Consider the following 15,175-nt stretch of genomic DNA (forward strand, 5'->3'; position numbering starts at 1 on the left):
GCATTCTACCTCTAAATGCGGCAATAAGCCTCAATCATTCCCGTTCTTTTGTTTCCCGAGGGGGCGATGGGAAAGGGTCCGGGACGGTGGTATGTGCGGAGGGCCTCAGGTTCCGGCCGGCAGCCGCCCGATGAAGACCGGATATGAGGCGCTTTCCTCGACGGTATGGCGTGAGACGGCCCGAAAATGACTGTGGCGCCAAATCCAGCCTGGATTTGGCGCCACATCGAACCGGACGATTGGAGGACGGGGACCTGGTAGAGCCACGGGCTATCCGCGGTCCAGCCGCTCACCAGTGGCGGAGCGGGCCGACGTCGACATGCACGAAGTTGCTGTCGGGATAATAGCCGACGCCGCCGGCGCGCAGGCTCAGCGCCGCGCGCTGGAGCTGGCGGGTCGACATCTTCGGCACCCGCAGGTCGATGGCCATGCCGCGCATGTGATAGCTGTTCTGGGCGACGCCGCTGTGGTCGGCCTCGCGCAGCAGCGCGTTGGTCTCGGGCGAGCGGTAGCCGGACACGATCTCGATCGGACCCTTGCGGCCGATCTTGCGGCTCAGATTGTGGACCAGATCCAGCAGCTTCGGGTCGATGGGATGGACCGAGTTGTTGCGGTGGTCGCGCAGCAGATGGTTGATCGCCCGCACGGCATCGCTGACATAGCGTCCCTTCGCCCAATACTCCGCACTGACCCTCTCGCCGGTGTGCAGGTTCACCAGGGACAGCACCCGGGGCGGGGCGCGGAGCGCTGCAGCCTCGGCCTCCTCGCTCGCGAACAGGGTTCCCCCGGCGGAGGCAGCCGCCGCCAGCCCCAGGCCGGCGCGCAGAAGAGAGCGGCGATCGAGATGACGGCGTTCGGTGGCGTGGCTCTCGCCAGCGCTCGGGCGTGCGGTCGTGGTCGACCGGGCGTCCGCATCCTTCATCATTCTTCCTTCATATCCCGTTTTTCCGCTCCGGCGTGCCGTCTCCGTCCATCGGAGCCCGTCATCCCGGTAACGGCCAAAGCAACACCCCGGTCAAGGTCAGGGCGTGCTGCGGTGCGTTGGTCCGAAAGGTGGGACACTTTTAGGATGTCTGTGGCCTTTGCTGTCAAGAAACCATTGCTTAACCGGTGGCGGTTTTTGGCCGGGTCCAGGGTTTATGCCGATCGGCGCGCAGCCCGGACCGGACCGCGGGGCGAGGCTGTTCGCGACTCGTTCGCAGCCGGTTCGATTACAGAACCGTAACCTGCGCGACTCGGGAGAGCCGCGGCAGAACGACCCTGTCGGGCCGGCAGGGGGGCTCGGCTGTAGGTATGGCCAAGCTTCTGTTTTTCATACCGAACCCCCGACTGGCGCCGCCTGGCCCCGCCGGACGCCATAGCGGCGTACCCCCGAACCGCATCCTCCGAAAGAGTGAGCGCAAAAGGAGATTCATTCAGCCTTCGGTAAGGAATGAATCGCATGATTGTCGCAATGTAACCATTTTCACGGCGTCAACCTGCCCGTGCCCACTGCAACCGCCCCCACTGCTTGCACCGTGTCCTTCTTTCGGCCCGATCAACTGGCCGAGGTGCTGGACCGGCATGCCCGCTGGGTCAAGGGCCAGCCGGGCGGCGCCCGTGCCAACCTCGCCATGGCCGACCTGGAGGGTGCGGACCTGTCGCAGCGCGACCTGCGCGGCGCCCGTCTGGTCGGCGCGCGGCTGGCCCGCGGCCGGCTGAACGGCACCAATCTGGCCGGCGCCGACCTGTTCGGCGTCGATCTGCGCGATGCCGACATCAGCCGCGCCAACCTGACGCAGACCGATCTGCGCGGTGCCCGCCTGCGCGCGGCCGATTTCTCCAACGCCAACCTGAAGGGGGCGGACCTGCGCGCCGGCACGCTGGAGCCGGGCGGCAGCGCAAGGCGCGGCAGCGGACCCGATGCACCCAGCGGCCAGGACGGCGAAAGCGCGCGCCAGCTCCACAAGGCGGCGCTCGCCCGCCTGCAGAACGGCACGACGGCGGAGGGTGGGATTCCCACCGACCTGACCGGTGCGACGCTGTGCGGCGCCAACCTGTCCGATGCCGACCTGACCGGCGCCGTGCTGCAGAATGCCGACCTGTCCGGGGCCGTTCTGAACGGCGCGGACCTGAGCGGCGCGCGTCTGAACGGCGCCAACCTGTCGGGGGCGTCACTGGACGGCACCCGCTTCGACAAGGCCGACATGGTCGGCACCCGAATGGCCGACTGCGACCTGTCTTCCACCCGGATCGCCACGGCGCAGATGACCCGGCCGATCGACAGCATGGGGTCGGAGATCCAGCGTGCCATCTTCGACCATGAACGCTGGATCGACAGCGTCGGCCAGCGCGGCCAGCGTGCCGACCTGGACGGCGCCGACCTCAGCCGCGCCGACCTGCGCAACGTCAATCTCAGCGCCGCCTCCCTGCGCGGGGCGAACCTGTCGGCGGCGGCGCTGACCGGCGCCCGGCTGATGATGACCGACCTGTCCGGCGCCAATCTGGAGGGCGCCAACCTGATGGGCGCCGACCTGTCCGGCGCCAATCTCAGCTATGCCGTGCTGACCAACGCCGACCTGACGCGGGTGCGGCTGGGGCCGGCGGCGATCAAGGACCCGTCGGGGCGCCCGACCGGCCGCTCCTGGGCGGCCAACCTGATGGGGGCCGACATGCGCGGCGCCCTGCTGGTCGGGACCTGTCTGGTCCATGCCAACCTGTCCGACGCCAACCTCGACAGTGCCGATCTGGACGGTGCCGATCTGGCCGGCGCCAAGCTGCAGCGCGCGATGCTGCCGGGCCGTCCGCCCCGGCGCGGATAGGAACCTCCGCGGGTGAACGCCCGTATTTCCCCACCGCAGCCGGCCCTCACGGCAGCCTGATCGTCACCGTGGTTCCGACGCCGGGCGTGCTGTCCAGGGTCAGCGTGCCGCCATGGGCCTCGACGAAGCGGCGGGCCAACGGCAGGCCCAGCCCCGTCCCCGCCTCGGCCTTGGTCAGATAGTTGTGGACCTGCCGGAAGGGCTCCATCGCGATCAGCAACTCGTCGGCCGTCATGCCGACGCCGGTGTCGGCGATGACGATGACCGCACCCCTGCCATCCGGTCCGGCTGCCGCCTCCATCCGCACGGCACCGCCGGAGGGGGTGAACTTGATGGCGTTCGACAGCATGTTCAGCACCGCCTGACGCATGCGGACCCCGTCCGCCGTCACCTGCAGCGTCCGATCGATGCCGTCGCCGGACAGGGTTACGCCCTTGCGCAGGGCGAGCGCCTCCACCAGCCCCAGGCAATCGTCCAGCAGCTCGCCCAGCGGCACGCGGGCCGTGAACAGCTCCAGCCGCCCGGCCTCGATCTTCGCCATGTCCAGCAGCTCGTTCACCAGGTCCAGCAGGTGCCGGCCGGACTGGTGGATCGCCGTCAGGTACTCGACATGCTTGGGCGGGGCCGGGCCGAAGATGCCGGACATCAGCGCCTCGGCGAAACCGATGATGGCATTCAGCGGCGTGCGCAGCTCGTGGCTCATGTTGGCCAGGAACTCGCTCTTGGCCCGGCTGGCGGCCTCGGCATGCTCCTTCTCGGATTCCAGCCGGCGGCGTTGTTCGATCAGAACGGCCTCGCGGGCGCGGCGCACCTCCTCCTCGGCGCTGCGGCGGCGGCGATAGGCGCGGGACACCAGCAGGGCCAGCCCCAGCGTCGCGGCGCAGGCCGCCGCACCGCCGCCGATCACCGCCATGCGCAGGGCGTTCAGCCTTTGCTGCAACAGGTCCGACGGCACGCCCAGCACCACCGACCATCCGGTTTCTGCGGAGCGGTGGATGACGGCATGGACCTCCAGCCCGTCCATCGTCCTGCCGGGGAGCATGCCGTTGCTGCCGGTCCGGATGCGGGATTCCAGGGACGGATAGATGCGCTGACCCAGATGTGTCGCGGCATCGCGCGACCGGGCGGCGATCAGCAGGGCGGGATCGATGACCGTGACCAGCCATTCGGACGGGGTGTTGCGGGTCTGCAGCGCGCCGCCGAGCCCGTCCAGCCCAAGGGCGAGCGACAGGACATAACGCACCCGGTCGCTTGCGCTGGCAGGATCGAATTGCAGGATGGGCGCACGCAGGATCAGCGACGGCCGCCCCGGCGGCCCACCCGGCGGCAGCACGCCGCCGATCGCCGCGCGGCGGCTTTCGATCACTTGGCGCGTGACCTCGTCCAGCCGCGGCGGCGGCAGCGGATGGACGCCCAGCGGATAGCGGGTGTGGAAGACGAAGCTCCCGGTATCGGTGTCGATCAGCCCCATCGCCAGCCAGCCGGCCTGGCTTTGGGTGGCGGCGGTGGTTTCTTCATACAGCGTGCGCAGATCGCCGGCATTGGGCTGGACCAGGGCGGCCAGCAATTCCAGCGGACGCAGCTGGCTCGCCAGTTCGCGGTCGACCGCCAGCGACAGCGACTGCGCCATCGACTGCAACTCGCCCTCCATCTTCCCGCGCTCGCGGGCGTCGAGCTGCCAGACCAGCACGGCGCCGAACAGCAGCAGGGGCGTGGTCACGGCCACGCCGATGGCAAGCAGGGAACCGGGCAACCGCAGGCGCAACCGTCGACGCTCCACCGCTAGAGGACCACCGGAGTGGAAAGGTACGATTGGCAGGCTTGGCCGGAAGTCCCCCCGGTCACGCGGCGCCGGTCAGCAGGCGGGTCAGCTCCACCGCCGTCTTCACCCTCATCTTCTCGAACACATGGCTGCGATGGACCTCCACCGTGCGCATGCTGATGCCCAGCTCGTCGGCGATGACCTTGTTCAGGCGGCCGGCGACGACCAGCTCCATCACCTGCCGTTCGCGCTGGGTCAGGGTGGCCAGACGTGCCGCAAGGCCGGCCTGTCCCGCCTCGCGCTCGCGCTGTTCGGCGTCGAAGGCCAGGGCGTCGATCACCCGGTCGACCAGCTCGTTGTCGTTGAACGGCTTCTCCACGAAGTCGCGGGCCCCCTTCTTCAGGGCGCTGACGGCGATGGGGACGTCGCCATGGCCGGTCAGGAAGATCACCGGCATCCGGCATCCCTTGGACAGCAGCCGGTCGAACAGCTCCAGCCCGCTCATCCCCTCCATGCGGATGTCCAGCAGGAGGCAGCCGGCCATGTCCGGCCTCCACGCCTCCAGGAAGGCTTCCGCGGCGGGCCAGCCGGCCACCGGCACGTTGCGCGACTGGAACAGCCAGCCGAGCGCGTCGCGGATGGCCTCGTCATCGTCGACGATGTGGAGCGTGGTCATTCAGCGGCCTCTGCGTTCTGGTCTGAAACTCGGTCCGACGGTTGGGCATGCACCGGCAGGGTGAACAGGAAGCGGGTCCCGGCCGGCGGTTCGTCCGGGCCGCCTTCCGCCGCCGCTTCGAACCACAGCCGGCCGCGGTGGTGCTCGACGATGGAGCGGCAGATGTTCAGGCCCATCCCCATACCTTCGCGCTTGGTGGTGAAGAAAGGGGAAAACAGGCGCTCCGCCACATCGGGCGCCACGCCGCATCCGCGGTCGCGGATCTCCGTCAGCAGCACTCCGTCCCCGGCTCCGTCCGTCCCAACCTGCCGGCGGACGGTGACGGTCAGGCGGCGGTCGTCGCGCGGGGTGCGGGCCATCGCCTCGATCCCGTTGCGCATGAGGTTCAGCACGACCTGCTGCAGCAGGATGCGGTCGCCGGTGACCGGCGGCAGGTCGGCCGGGGCATCCAGCTCCACCCGCACGCCCAGCCGGGCGGCGTCGGCGCCGGTCAGCCCGACGCAGTCCTCCAGCACGCGGGCGAGCGAGCAGGGGGCGACATTCGGGTCGCGCTTGCGCACGAAGTCGTGGATCCGCCGCACCACCTGCCCGGCGCGCTTGGCCTGTGCCGCCAGCTTCTCCAGCGCCGCGGCGACCTCGTCGGTGTCGAACCGGCCGGAGCGCAGGCGGTTCAGGCAGCCGGTGCAATAGCTGGCGATGGCCGACAGCGGCTGGTTCAGCTCATGCGCCAGGGTGGAGGCCATCTCGCCCATCGTGATCAGGCGGGAGGTCTGCTGCAGCCGCTCCTGCTGCTGGCGGGCCAGATCTTCCGCATGCTTGCGCTCGGTGATGTCGAGGACGGAGCCCATCCAGCCGGTCTGGCGCCCGTTGGCGTCGATCAGCGGCGCTTCGTAGATCAGCGCGTCGAACCGCTCGCCGTTGGCGCGGCGGAACCGCATCTCAAGTCCGGTTTCCGGCGCGCGGCCGGCCAGCACGTCCTGCAGCGCGGCCTCCGCCCGGTCGATCTCCTCCGGCAGCCAATAGGGCATCGGCGGGCCGCGCCCGACCAGCTCCCCGGCCTCCAGACCGACCATCCGGCAGAAGGCCGGGTTGACGTAGGTGATGCGTCCCTCCAGGTCGCGGGCGCGCATGCCCACGGTCAGGCTGTCCTCCATCGCCTTTCGGAAGGCATGTTCCTCGCGCAGCGCCTCTTCGGCGCGCAGGCGGCCGGCGATGTGGCGGCGCAGCGACCACAGGCTCCACAGCGCCGATCCGGTCAGCGCGAAGATCGCCGCCACCAGGACGGTGCGCGTGACGTTGGACTCGCTGGGGTAGGCGGTGGCGACCAGAGCCAGCCCATGGCCGGGCGGGTCGAAGGGGATGACGTGGCTCCGCGCCGGATCTGGCGCCGGACCGGCCATGGACCCAGGCACCACCATGCGCGATTTCGCCCCCAGCACGGTGCCCGTGACGTCGATCACCTCAAGCTGGTAGCGCTGGGCGAACCACCAGGGGACATGGTGGGTCAGCATCGCCTCGAACGAGAAGACTCCGACCAGGGCGCCGACGAAGACACCGTCGCGGAACAGTGGAAAGGCGACGTCGAACCCGCGGTCGGTGGCGTCGATCCGGTAGGGCGCGCCATAGGCCCTGAGCCCGGAGGACCGGGCGAGGCGTATCGCGTCGTGGCGGGTCAGGCTGTCGCCGGGCGGGCCGTCCGCCCCCGGCGTCCCGTCCTGGGGCAGCGGCGGCTCGGCCAGCATGGTGCGCCCCTGGGGGTCGAGCCACAGCACCCGTTCGATTGCCGGGTTGGTGTTCACCACCAGCCGGGCCATTGCGGCGAACTGCCGCAGGTCCACCTCCGTCCGGCCCAGCGTCTCCGCCAGCCTCTCCAGCTTGTCCTCGTCGGATGCCAGCTGGAAGTGCAGGTTCTGCTCCACCCACAGCGCGTCCTTGATCAGGGCCAGCGCCTCCTCGTCCCGCTCGTTGCGCTGCAAAAGCCACAGGAAGGCGCCCAGCAGGACGACGACCAGCACCATCGCCACCAGCGGCATGGCATGCGGCACCGCCCACCCGGAGCGGGAGGAGGGCAGGGCGGCGGAGCCGGGGGTGCGGTTGGGCTGCGGCATGAGGATCGACACGAAAGTGTGGAGGACGACGACGATGGGACCGGACGAAAGTGGGACAGGCCGACTCTGCGGATATCCACAATAGCCGCAATTCGCCGGATCATGAACAATGCGCAACAAGTTCAAGGCGGGACATTCCGCCACGCGGATAATCAACACCAGAGGGGAACGCACCGATGAAACTCGTGAAGCTTCTGTGCGCGGCGGCGGTCGGCTGCATGATGTCGGCGCCGATGGCCTTGTCCACGGCCTGGGCCCAGGACCAGATCGTGATCAAGTTCAGCCACGTCGTCGCTCCGGAGACGCCGAAGGGCAAGGGTGCCGAGAAGTTCAAGGAACTTGCCGAGAAGATGACCAACGGCAAGGTCAAGGTCGAGGTCTATCCGAACAGCCAGCTCTACAAGGACAAGGAAGAGCTTGAGGCCCTGCAGCTCGGCGCGGTGCAGATGCTGGCCCCGTCGCTGGCCAAGTTCGGTCCGCTGGGCGCCAAGGAATTCGAGGTCTTCGACCTGCCCTACATCTTCCCGAACAAGGACGTCCTGCGCCGCGTGACCGAGGGTGCGATCGGCAAGCAGCTGTTCCAGAAGCTGGAGTCCAAGGGCATCATCGGTCTGGCCTATTGGGACAACGGCTTCAAGATCATGAGCGCCAACAAGCCGGTCATCAAGCCGGAGGACGTGAAGGGTCTTAAGATGCGCATCCAGTCGTCCAAGGTGCTGGACGCCCAGATGCGCGCGCTGGGCGCCCTGCCGCAGGTGATGGCCTTCTCCGAAGTATACCAGGCGCTGCAGACCGGCGTCGTCGACGGCACGGAAAACCCGCCGTCCAACATGTATACCCAGAAGATGCACGAGGTGCAGAAGAACGCCACGCTGACCGAACACGGCTATCTCGGCTATGCGGTCATCGTGAACAAGAAGTTCTGGGAAGGCCTGCCCGCCGACGTCCGCACCGGCCTGGAAGGCGCGATGAAGGAGGCGACCGCCTACGCCAACGACATCGCCCAGAACGAGAACGACGTCTCGCTGGCCCAGATGAAGGCGTCGGGCAAGACCGCCTTCCACACCCAGACCAAGGAAGAGCGCGAAGCCTGGATCAAGGCCCTGAAGCCGGTCCACAAGGACGCCGAATCCCGCGTCGGCAAGGACCTGATCGAAGCGATCTACAAGGAAGCCGCCGCCGCCGGCTTCAAGATGTAAGGACTTGCGGGCGGGCGGCGTCTTCCTGCTGGAAGGCGCGCCCGCACCGAACCGGCATCCGCCTCAGTCGGCCGTCATTCCCGTGAAGGCGGGAATCCAGCTTTCCCAATGCTCTCGCTACGGAAGCCGCCTGGATCCCCGCCTTCGCGGGGATGACGGCCGAATGGCGTGCCGCGGATCGTGCCGCGGCTCTCCAGCTTACCCGACACCATCTCCGCCGACCGGGAGATCCCCCAGACATGCTTATGAAAATACTCGACCGCCTGGAGGAGACGTTGATCGCGTCCCTCATGGCGGCGGCGACTCTCGTCATCTTCGTGGCGGTCATGCACCGCTACCTGTCCGGCGTGGCCGTCATCCAGGATTACGTCATCCACTGGAACCTCGCCTGGGCCCAGGAGGTCTGCATCTACATGTTCGTGTGGATGGCCAAGTTCGGCGCCGCCTATGGCGTGCGCACCGGCATCCATGTGGGCGTGGACGTGGTGATCAACCGGCTGCGGCCGGACATCCGCGGCCGCTTCGTCATCTTCGGCCTGCTGGCCGGCGCCCTGTTCACCGGCGTCGTCGGCTCTCTCGGCGCCAATTTCGTCTACCACATCGCCTTGACCGAGCAGGTCTCGGCCGATCTGGAAATGCCGATGTGGCTGGTCTATCTGGCCATTCCGCTCGGTTCCTTCCTGATGTGCTTCCGCTTCCTCCAGGTCGCCTGGACCTTCATCCGGACCGGCGAGCTGCCCCACCACGATCATGCCCAGGTCGACGGCATCGACCCGGTCGAAGCCGCCAACGAGGGAGGCCCGGCGTGAACGCGCTCATCATCTTCGGGCTGCTGATTGCCCTCATGCTCACCGGCATGCCGATCTCCATCTCGCTCGGCCTGACCGTCCTGTCCTTCCTGTTCCTGATGACCGACGTGCCGGTCGCCGCGGTGGCGCTGAAGCTGTTCACCGGCATCGAGAAGTTCGAGATCATGGCGATCCCGTTCTTCATCCTGGCCGGCAACTTCCTGACCCATGGCGGCGTCGCCCGGCGCATGATCAACTTCGCCACCTCCATGGTCGGACACTGGCACGGCGGGCTCGGCATGGCCGGCGTCGTCGCCTGCGCCCTGTTCGCGGCGGTGTCGGGCTCCAGCCCGGCGACGGTGGTCGCCATCGGCTCCATCATCCTGCCGGCGATGATCGCCCAGGGCTTCCCACGGAACTTCGGCGCCGGCGTCGTCACCACCTCGGGCGCGCTCGGCATCCTGATCCCGCCGTCCATTGTGATGGTGATGTACTGCGTCGCCACCACCGGCCATCCGCAGGCGCCCTCCATCGGCCAGATGTTCCTGGCCGGCGTCGTGCCGGGCCTGATGCTGGCGGGATTCCTCGGCTTCACCACCTGGTACCGTGCCCGCAAGTTCGGCTATCCCCGCCTGCCCAAGGCGAACGCCCGGCAGCGTTGGCTGGCGTTCCGCGAGAGCTTCTGGGGCCTGCTGCTGATCGTCGTCGTGATGGGCGGCATCTACACCGGCATCTTCACCCCGACCGAGGCGGCGGCGATGGCCGCGGTCTATGCCTTCATCGTGGCGGTGTTCATCTACCGCGACATGCCGCTGCGCCGGGTGCCGAAGGTGCTGCTGGACAGCGCCAGCATGTCGGCGATGCTGCTCTACATCATCACCAACGCGGTCCTCTTCTCCTTCGTCATGACGTCGGAGCAGATCCCGCAGAACATGGCGGCCTGGATCCAGGGCCAGAACCTGAGCGTCTGGGTCTTCCTGCTGGTGGTGAACATAGTGCTGCTGGCCGCCGGCAACTTCATGGAGCCGTCGTCCATCGTCCTGATCATGGCGCCGATCCTGTTCCCGGTGGCGATGTCGCTGGGCATCGACCCGGTGCATTTCGGCATCCTGATCATCGTGAACATGGAGGTCGGCATGTGCCACCCGCCGGTGGGCCTGAACCTCTATGTCGCGTCGGGCATCACAAAGATGGGCATCACCGAACTGACGGTCGCGGTGTGGCCGTGGCTGCTGACGATGCTGATCTTCCTCGGCCTCGTCACCTATGTGCCGGCGATCTCGCTGTGGTTCCCGCGCCTGATCGGCGTGATGTAAAGCCGCAAGTCGTCTGGGGGTTTTTCGCCCGAGCGGTTGGGGCCGCGAAGTCCGGAAGGGGACTTCGCGGCCCCTCTTTATTGTACCCATACATTGTTGTGCGTTGAAGCGGGCGCGGGGCAGGGCCTAAACTTGGCTCCCTACCGCCGCCAGCCAGACCAGAGGTTAGCCTTGTCGGCCCAGTTCCTGCCCACAGCCTGCCCGCACGACTGCCCCAGCACCTGCGCCCTGGAGGTGGAACGCCTCGCCCCCGACCGCATTGGGAAAGTGCGCGGCGCGGCGGAGAACAGCTACACCGCCGGTGTCATCTGCGCGAAGGTCAGCCGCTATGCCGAGCGCGTGCATTCGCCGGACCGGCTGAAGACGCCCTTGCTGCGCACCGGCCCCAAGGGCTCGGGCCAGTGGAAGCCGATTGGCTGGGACGAGGCGCTGGACCGCATCGCGGAGTCCTTCCTGACCGCCGAGCGCACATACGGCCCCGAAGCCGTCTGGCCCTATTTCTACGCCGGCACCATGGGTCTGGTGCAGCGCGGCGCCATCCAGCGCCTGCGCCATGCCAAGGGCTATTCGCGCCAGACCAGCACGGTGTGCGACACGCCGGCCAACATGGGCTGGCTCGCCGGCTATGGCGACATCCGCGGCGCCGACCCGCGCGAGATGGCGGAGAGCGACCTGATCGTCAATTGGGGCGGCAACCCGGTGGCGACTCAGGTCAACGTGATGACCCATGTCAGCCGCGCCCGCAAAGGCCGTGGCGCGAAGCTGGTCACCATCGATCCCTACCGCACCGGCACGGCCGAGGTCTCCGACCTGCACCTGATGCTGCGGCCGGGCACCGACGGGGCGCTGGCCTGCGCGGTGATGCATGTGCTGTTCCGCGACGGTTACGCCGACCGCGCCTATCTCGACCGCTTCGCCGCCGGCACCGACCGGCTGGAGGCGCATCTCGCCACCCGCACGCCCGAATGGGCGGCCGGGATCACCGGCCTGACGGTGGCGGAGATCGAGGAGTTCGCCCGCCTCTACGGCAGCACCAAGCGGTCCTACCTGCGCGTCGGCTACGGCCTGTCGCGTGCCCACAACGGCGCGGCGCAGGTCCATGCCGTGTCCTGCCTGCCGGTGGTCACCGGCGCGTGGCAGCACAAGGGCGGCGGCGCGCTCTATTGCTCGTCCGGCATCTACAAGCTGGACAAGACCCTGTCGGAAGGGCTGGACCGCCTCGACACCAGCGTCCGCAGCTTCGACCAGTCGCGCATCGGCGCGGTGCTGACCGGCGACCCGCGCGACCTGACCAGCGGCCCGCCGGTGACGGCCATGCTGATCCAGAACACCAACCCGGTGACGATCTGCCCGGATTCGACCCGCGTCCGCCAGGGCTTCCTGCGCGAGGATCTGTTCGTCGCGGTGCATGAGCAGTTCATGACCGACACGGCCAAGCTGGCCGATCTGGTGATCCCCGCCACCACCTTCCTGGAGCATGACGACATCTACCGCGGCGGCGGCCAGATGCACATTCTGATCGGCCGCAAGGTGATCGAGCCGCAGTTCGAGGCGCGCGAGAACCATTGGGTCATCTCCGAAGTCGCCCGCCGCGTCGGTGCCGAGCATCCCGGCTTCGGCATGACCGCGCTGGAGATCGTCGATGCCATGCTGAAGGCCTCCGACCTCGGCGACGCGGCGACGCTGACCGAGCAGCGCTGGATCGACGCCCAGCCGGATTTCGAGACCTCGCACTTTCTCAATGGCTTCGCACATCCCGACGACAGGTTCCGCTTCGCCCCCGACTGGGCGGCGCTCGGCCCCTATGGCGGCATGCCGGAGCTGCCCGACCACATGCCCCCCGGCCGCGATGCCGATGCCGAGCACCCGTTCCGCCTCGTCACCGCCCCGGCGCGCCAGTTCCTCAACACCTCCTTCACCGAGACGCTGACCGCCCAGAAGCGCGAAGGCCGCCCCACCGCGCTGATCCACCCGGACGATGCGGCCGGGCTGGGCTTGGCCGACGGCGACGCGGTGCGGCTGGGCAACCCGCAGGGCAGCGTGGTGGTCCATGCCAAGCCCTTCGCCGGCGTGCCGCGCGGTGTGGTGATCGTCGAAGGCATCTGGCCCAACAGCGCCTTCGTCGAGGGCATGGGCATCAACAGCCTGACCTCGCCGGAGCCGGTGCCTCCCGCGGGCGGCGCGGCGTTCCACGACACGGCGGTGTGGATGCGGGCGGCGTAAGTTCGGGTGCGGGTCGGGTGCCCCCTCCCTAACCCTCCCCCACCTTCGGTGGGAGAGGGGACTGCCGCTGTCCTTTACACTACTTCTGCAAGCGTTCTGCCCCCTCTCCCGCGATCGGATCGGCCATTGGCCGACCGAGGGCGGGGGAGGGTTGGGGAGGGGGCATCGTCAGCCGACAATCTCCCACCCCCACATCCCACCCCTGCCCATACCCACCCGTGCGCCGCCCGTCCATCTCTGCTATGGCTGTGCCCCCAATCCAGAGATCGCGCAGCACCGCCATGACCGACCCCGCCGCCTTCCTCAACGTCGCCACCTCCCTGTCCGGCAAGCGCTGGCAGGCGCGGCCCTGCGACGAGCGGCAGGCGCAGGCGCTGACCCAGGGGCGCGGGCTGCCGGAGATTGTCGGCCGGGTGCTGGCCGCCCGCGGCGTCACCGACGACACCTGCGACACCTTCCTCAACCCGACGCTGAAGGCGCTGCTGCCCGACCCCTCGCGCTTCCGCGACATGGACCCGGCGGCCGAGCGCATCGCCCGTGCCATCCGCGACGGCGAGCCGGTGGCGGTCTTCGGCGACTACGACGTCGACGGCGCCACCTCCGCCGCGCTGCTGCGCCGCTTCTTCCGCGCGCTCGGGGCCGACATCCGCGTCTATGTCCCCGACCGCATCAAGGAAGGCTACGGCCCGAACGCCGCCGCGCTGCTCCGCCTGAAAGGGGAGGGGGTGCGGCTGGTGGTCACCGTCGATTGCGGCATCTCCGCCTTCGCCGCGCTGGAGGCCGCCGCCGATGCCGGGCTGGAGGTGGTGGTGCTCGACCATCACGCCGCCGAACCGCGCCTGCCGCCCGCCGTCGCCCTGGTCAACCCCAACCGGCTGGACGAGGACGGCGCCTACCGCACGCTCTGCGCCGCCGGCGTCACCTTCATCACCATCGTCGCCGTCAACCGCGTGCTGCGTCAGTCCGGCTTCTACCGCGACCGGCCCGAACCGAACCTGATGGAGTGGCTGGATCTCGTCGCCCTCGGCACGGTGTGCGACGTGGTGCCGCTGACCGGCCTGAACCGCGCGCTGGTGGCGCAGGGGCTGAAGGTGATGGCGCGCCGCGCCAACCCCGGCCTCGCCGCCCTGTCCGATGTGGCGGGGGTCAAGGAGAAGCCCGACGCCTACCATGCCGGCTATGTCCTCGGCCCCCGCGTGAATGCCGGCGGCCGGGTGGGGGCGTCCGACCTCGGCGCCCGCCTGCTCTCCACCGACGACCCCATCGAGGCGATGGAACTCGCCCAGCGTCTGGAAGGCCACAACGCCGAACGCCGCACCATCGAGCAGGCGGTTCTCGACGAGGCGCTGGAGCGCGTCGCCGCCGAAGCCGGGCGCGAGACCGATCTGGTCTTCGTCACCGGTGTCGGCTGGCACCCCGGCGTCATCGGCATCGTCGCCGCCCGCCTGAAGGAGCGTTACAGCCGCCCCGCCTGCGTCGTCGCCCTGGAGGAAACCGCCGACGGCACCGTCATCGGCAAGGCGTCCGGCCGCTCCGTCCGCGGCGTCGATCTGGGATCCGCGGTGATCGCCGCCCGGCAGGAGGGGCTGCTGCTGGCCGGCGGCGGCCACCGCATGGCGGCCGGCTTCACCGTGGCCGGCGACAAGATCGACGCGCTGCGCGACTTCCTGCACAGCCGCATCTCCGAACAGGTTTCCGCCGCCCCGCTGGTACCGACGCTGGAACTGGACGGCGCCCTGTCGGTCGGCGGTGCCAGCGTCGGGCTGGTGACCATGCTCGACAAGCTCGGCCCCTACGGCACCGGCAATTCCGAACCGCGCTTCGCCATTGCCGACGCCCGCGTCGTGCGCGCCGACGTGGTGGGCGCCAACCATGTCCGCTGCATCCTGCAGGGCAACGACGGCGCCCGGCTGAAGGCCATCGCGTTCCGCGCGCTGGACAGCGACATGGGCCAGGCCCTGCTGACCGGCCGCGGCACCCCCTTCCATCTTGCCGGCGTGCTGCGGATCGACCGCTGGAACGGCTCGGAGGGCGTGCAGTTGCTGATCGACGACGCGGCGCCGGCGCGGTCGGCGTAGGGAATACTGTCGGCTTCGAATGCCCCCACCTAACCTCCCCCGCTTCGCAGGGGAGGGACTGCCGCCGCTCTCCCGCATCAGCACCAATCTCCTCCCCCGCCCAGCGGGGGAGGATTAAGGTGGGGGTCTAACGTCGCCCCACCGGCCGACGCCCTCCAAAAAAGTATCGGGGGATGCAAAAAAGCGCTTGCGCTCTCCGGCCCCGATCTTTAGAAAGCGCGTCA

10 protein-coding genes are annotated in these 15,175 nt (G+C 68.8%); 6 read left to right on the forward strand and 4 right to left on the reverse strand.

Annotation, left to right across the window (positions count from 1 at the left end; all coding sequences use genetic code 11):
- Positions 1 to 289: 289 nt before the first annotated feature.
- A complete protein-coding gene (locus AZOLI_RS03345) occupies positions 290 to 925 on the reverse strand; it encodes a DUF882 domain-containing protein (protein ID WP_244442512.1) in 636 nt (211 codons plus the stop codon).
- A 592-nt stretch (positions 926 to 1,517) separates the two neighbouring features.
- Here AZOLI_RS03345 and AZOLI_RS03350 point away from each other — a divergent pair.
- The gene (locus AZOLI_RS03350; RefSeq protein WP_014247169.1) at positions 1,518 to 2,801 is read left to right on the forward strand and encodes a pentapeptide repeat-containing protein; all 1,284 of its coding nucleotides are present in this window, start codon (positions 1,518 to 1,520) and stop codon (positions 2,799 to 2,801) included.
- Positions 2,802 to 2,847: 46 nt separating this feature from the next.
- Here the strand turns inward: AZOLI_RS03350 and AZOLI_RS03355 are convergent, their stop codons facing one another.
- The 3 genes from AZOLI_RS03355 to AZOLI_RS03365 all read right to left on the reverse strand — a co-directional run bounded on the left by AZOLI_RS03355 (position 2,848) and on the right by AZOLI_RS03365 (position 7,347).
- On the reverse strand, positions 2,848 to 4,554 hold the full coding sequence (locus AZOLI_RS03355) for a sensor histidine kinase (RefSeq protein WP_244442513.1): 1,707 nt from the start codon (positions 4,552 to 4,554) through the stop codon (positions 2,848 to 2,850).
- Between the two features lie 88 nt (positions 4,555 to 4,642).
- The gene (locus tag AZOLI_RS03360) at positions 4,643 to 5,239 is read right to left on the reverse strand and encodes a response regulator transcription factor (RefSeq protein ID WP_014247171.1); all 597 of its coding nucleotides are present in this window, start codon (positions 5,237 to 5,239) and stop codon (positions 4,643 to 4,645) included.
- The gene (locus AZOLI_RS03365) at positions 5,236 to 7,347 is read right to left on the reverse strand and encodes a PAS domain S-box protein (protein ID WP_014247172.1); all 2,112 of its coding nucleotides are present in this window, start codon (positions 7,345 to 7,347) and stop codon (positions 5,236 to 5,238) included. The genes AZOLI_RS03360 and AZOLI_RS03365 overlap by 4 nt, the downstream gene beginning before the upstream one ends.
- A gap of 176 nt (positions 7,348 to 7,523) precedes the next feature.
- Between AZOLI_RS03365 and AZOLI_RS03370 the strand changes: the two genes are divergently transcribed.
- From AZOLI_RS03370 to recJ, 5 genes are all read left to right on the forward strand, one after another.
- Entirely contained in the window at positions 7,524 to 8,546 is a 1,023-nt protein-coding gene (locus tag AZOLI_RS03370; RefSeq protein WP_014247173.1) for a TRAP transporter substrate-binding protein, read from the forward strand.
- A 239-nt stretch (positions 8,547 to 8,785) separates the two neighbouring features.
- A complete protein-coding gene (locus tag AZOLI_RS03375; protein ID WP_014247174.1) occupies positions 8,786 to 9,355 on the forward strand; it encodes a TRAP transporter small permease in 570 nt (189 codons plus the stop codon).
- The gene (locus AZOLI_RS03380) at positions 9,352 to 10,650 is read left to right on the forward strand and encodes a TRAP transporter large permease (RefSeq protein WP_014247175.1); all 1,299 of its coding nucleotides are present in this window, start codon (positions 9,352 to 9,354) and stop codon (positions 10,648 to 10,650) included. Before AZOLI_RS03375 ends, AZOLI_RS03380 begins: the two co-directional genes overlap by 4 nt.
- 171 nt (positions 10,651 to 10,821) lie before the next feature.
- On the forward strand, positions 10,822 to 12,873 hold the full coding sequence (locus tag AZOLI_RS03385) for a molybdopterin oxidoreductase family protein (RefSeq protein WP_014247176.1): 2,052 nt from the start codon (positions 10,822 to 10,824) through the stop codon (positions 12,871 to 12,873).
- Positions 12,874 to 13,154: 281 nt separating this feature from the next.
- The gene (gene recJ, locus AZOLI_RS03390; RefSeq protein WP_014247177.1) at positions 13,155 to 14,951 is read left to right on the forward strand and encodes a single-stranded-DNA-specific exonuclease RecJ; all 1,797 of its coding nucleotides are present in this window, start codon (positions 13,155 to 13,157) and stop codon (positions 14,949 to 14,951) included.
- The last annotated feature ends 224 nt before the right edge of the window (positions 14,952 to 15,175 follow it).

Origin of the sequence: Azospirillum lipoferum 4B (genome assembly GCF_000283655.1) — a bacterium.
GTDB lineage: Bacteria > Pseudomonadota > Alphaproteobacteria > Azospirillales > Azospirillaceae > Azospirillum > Azospirillum lipoferum_C.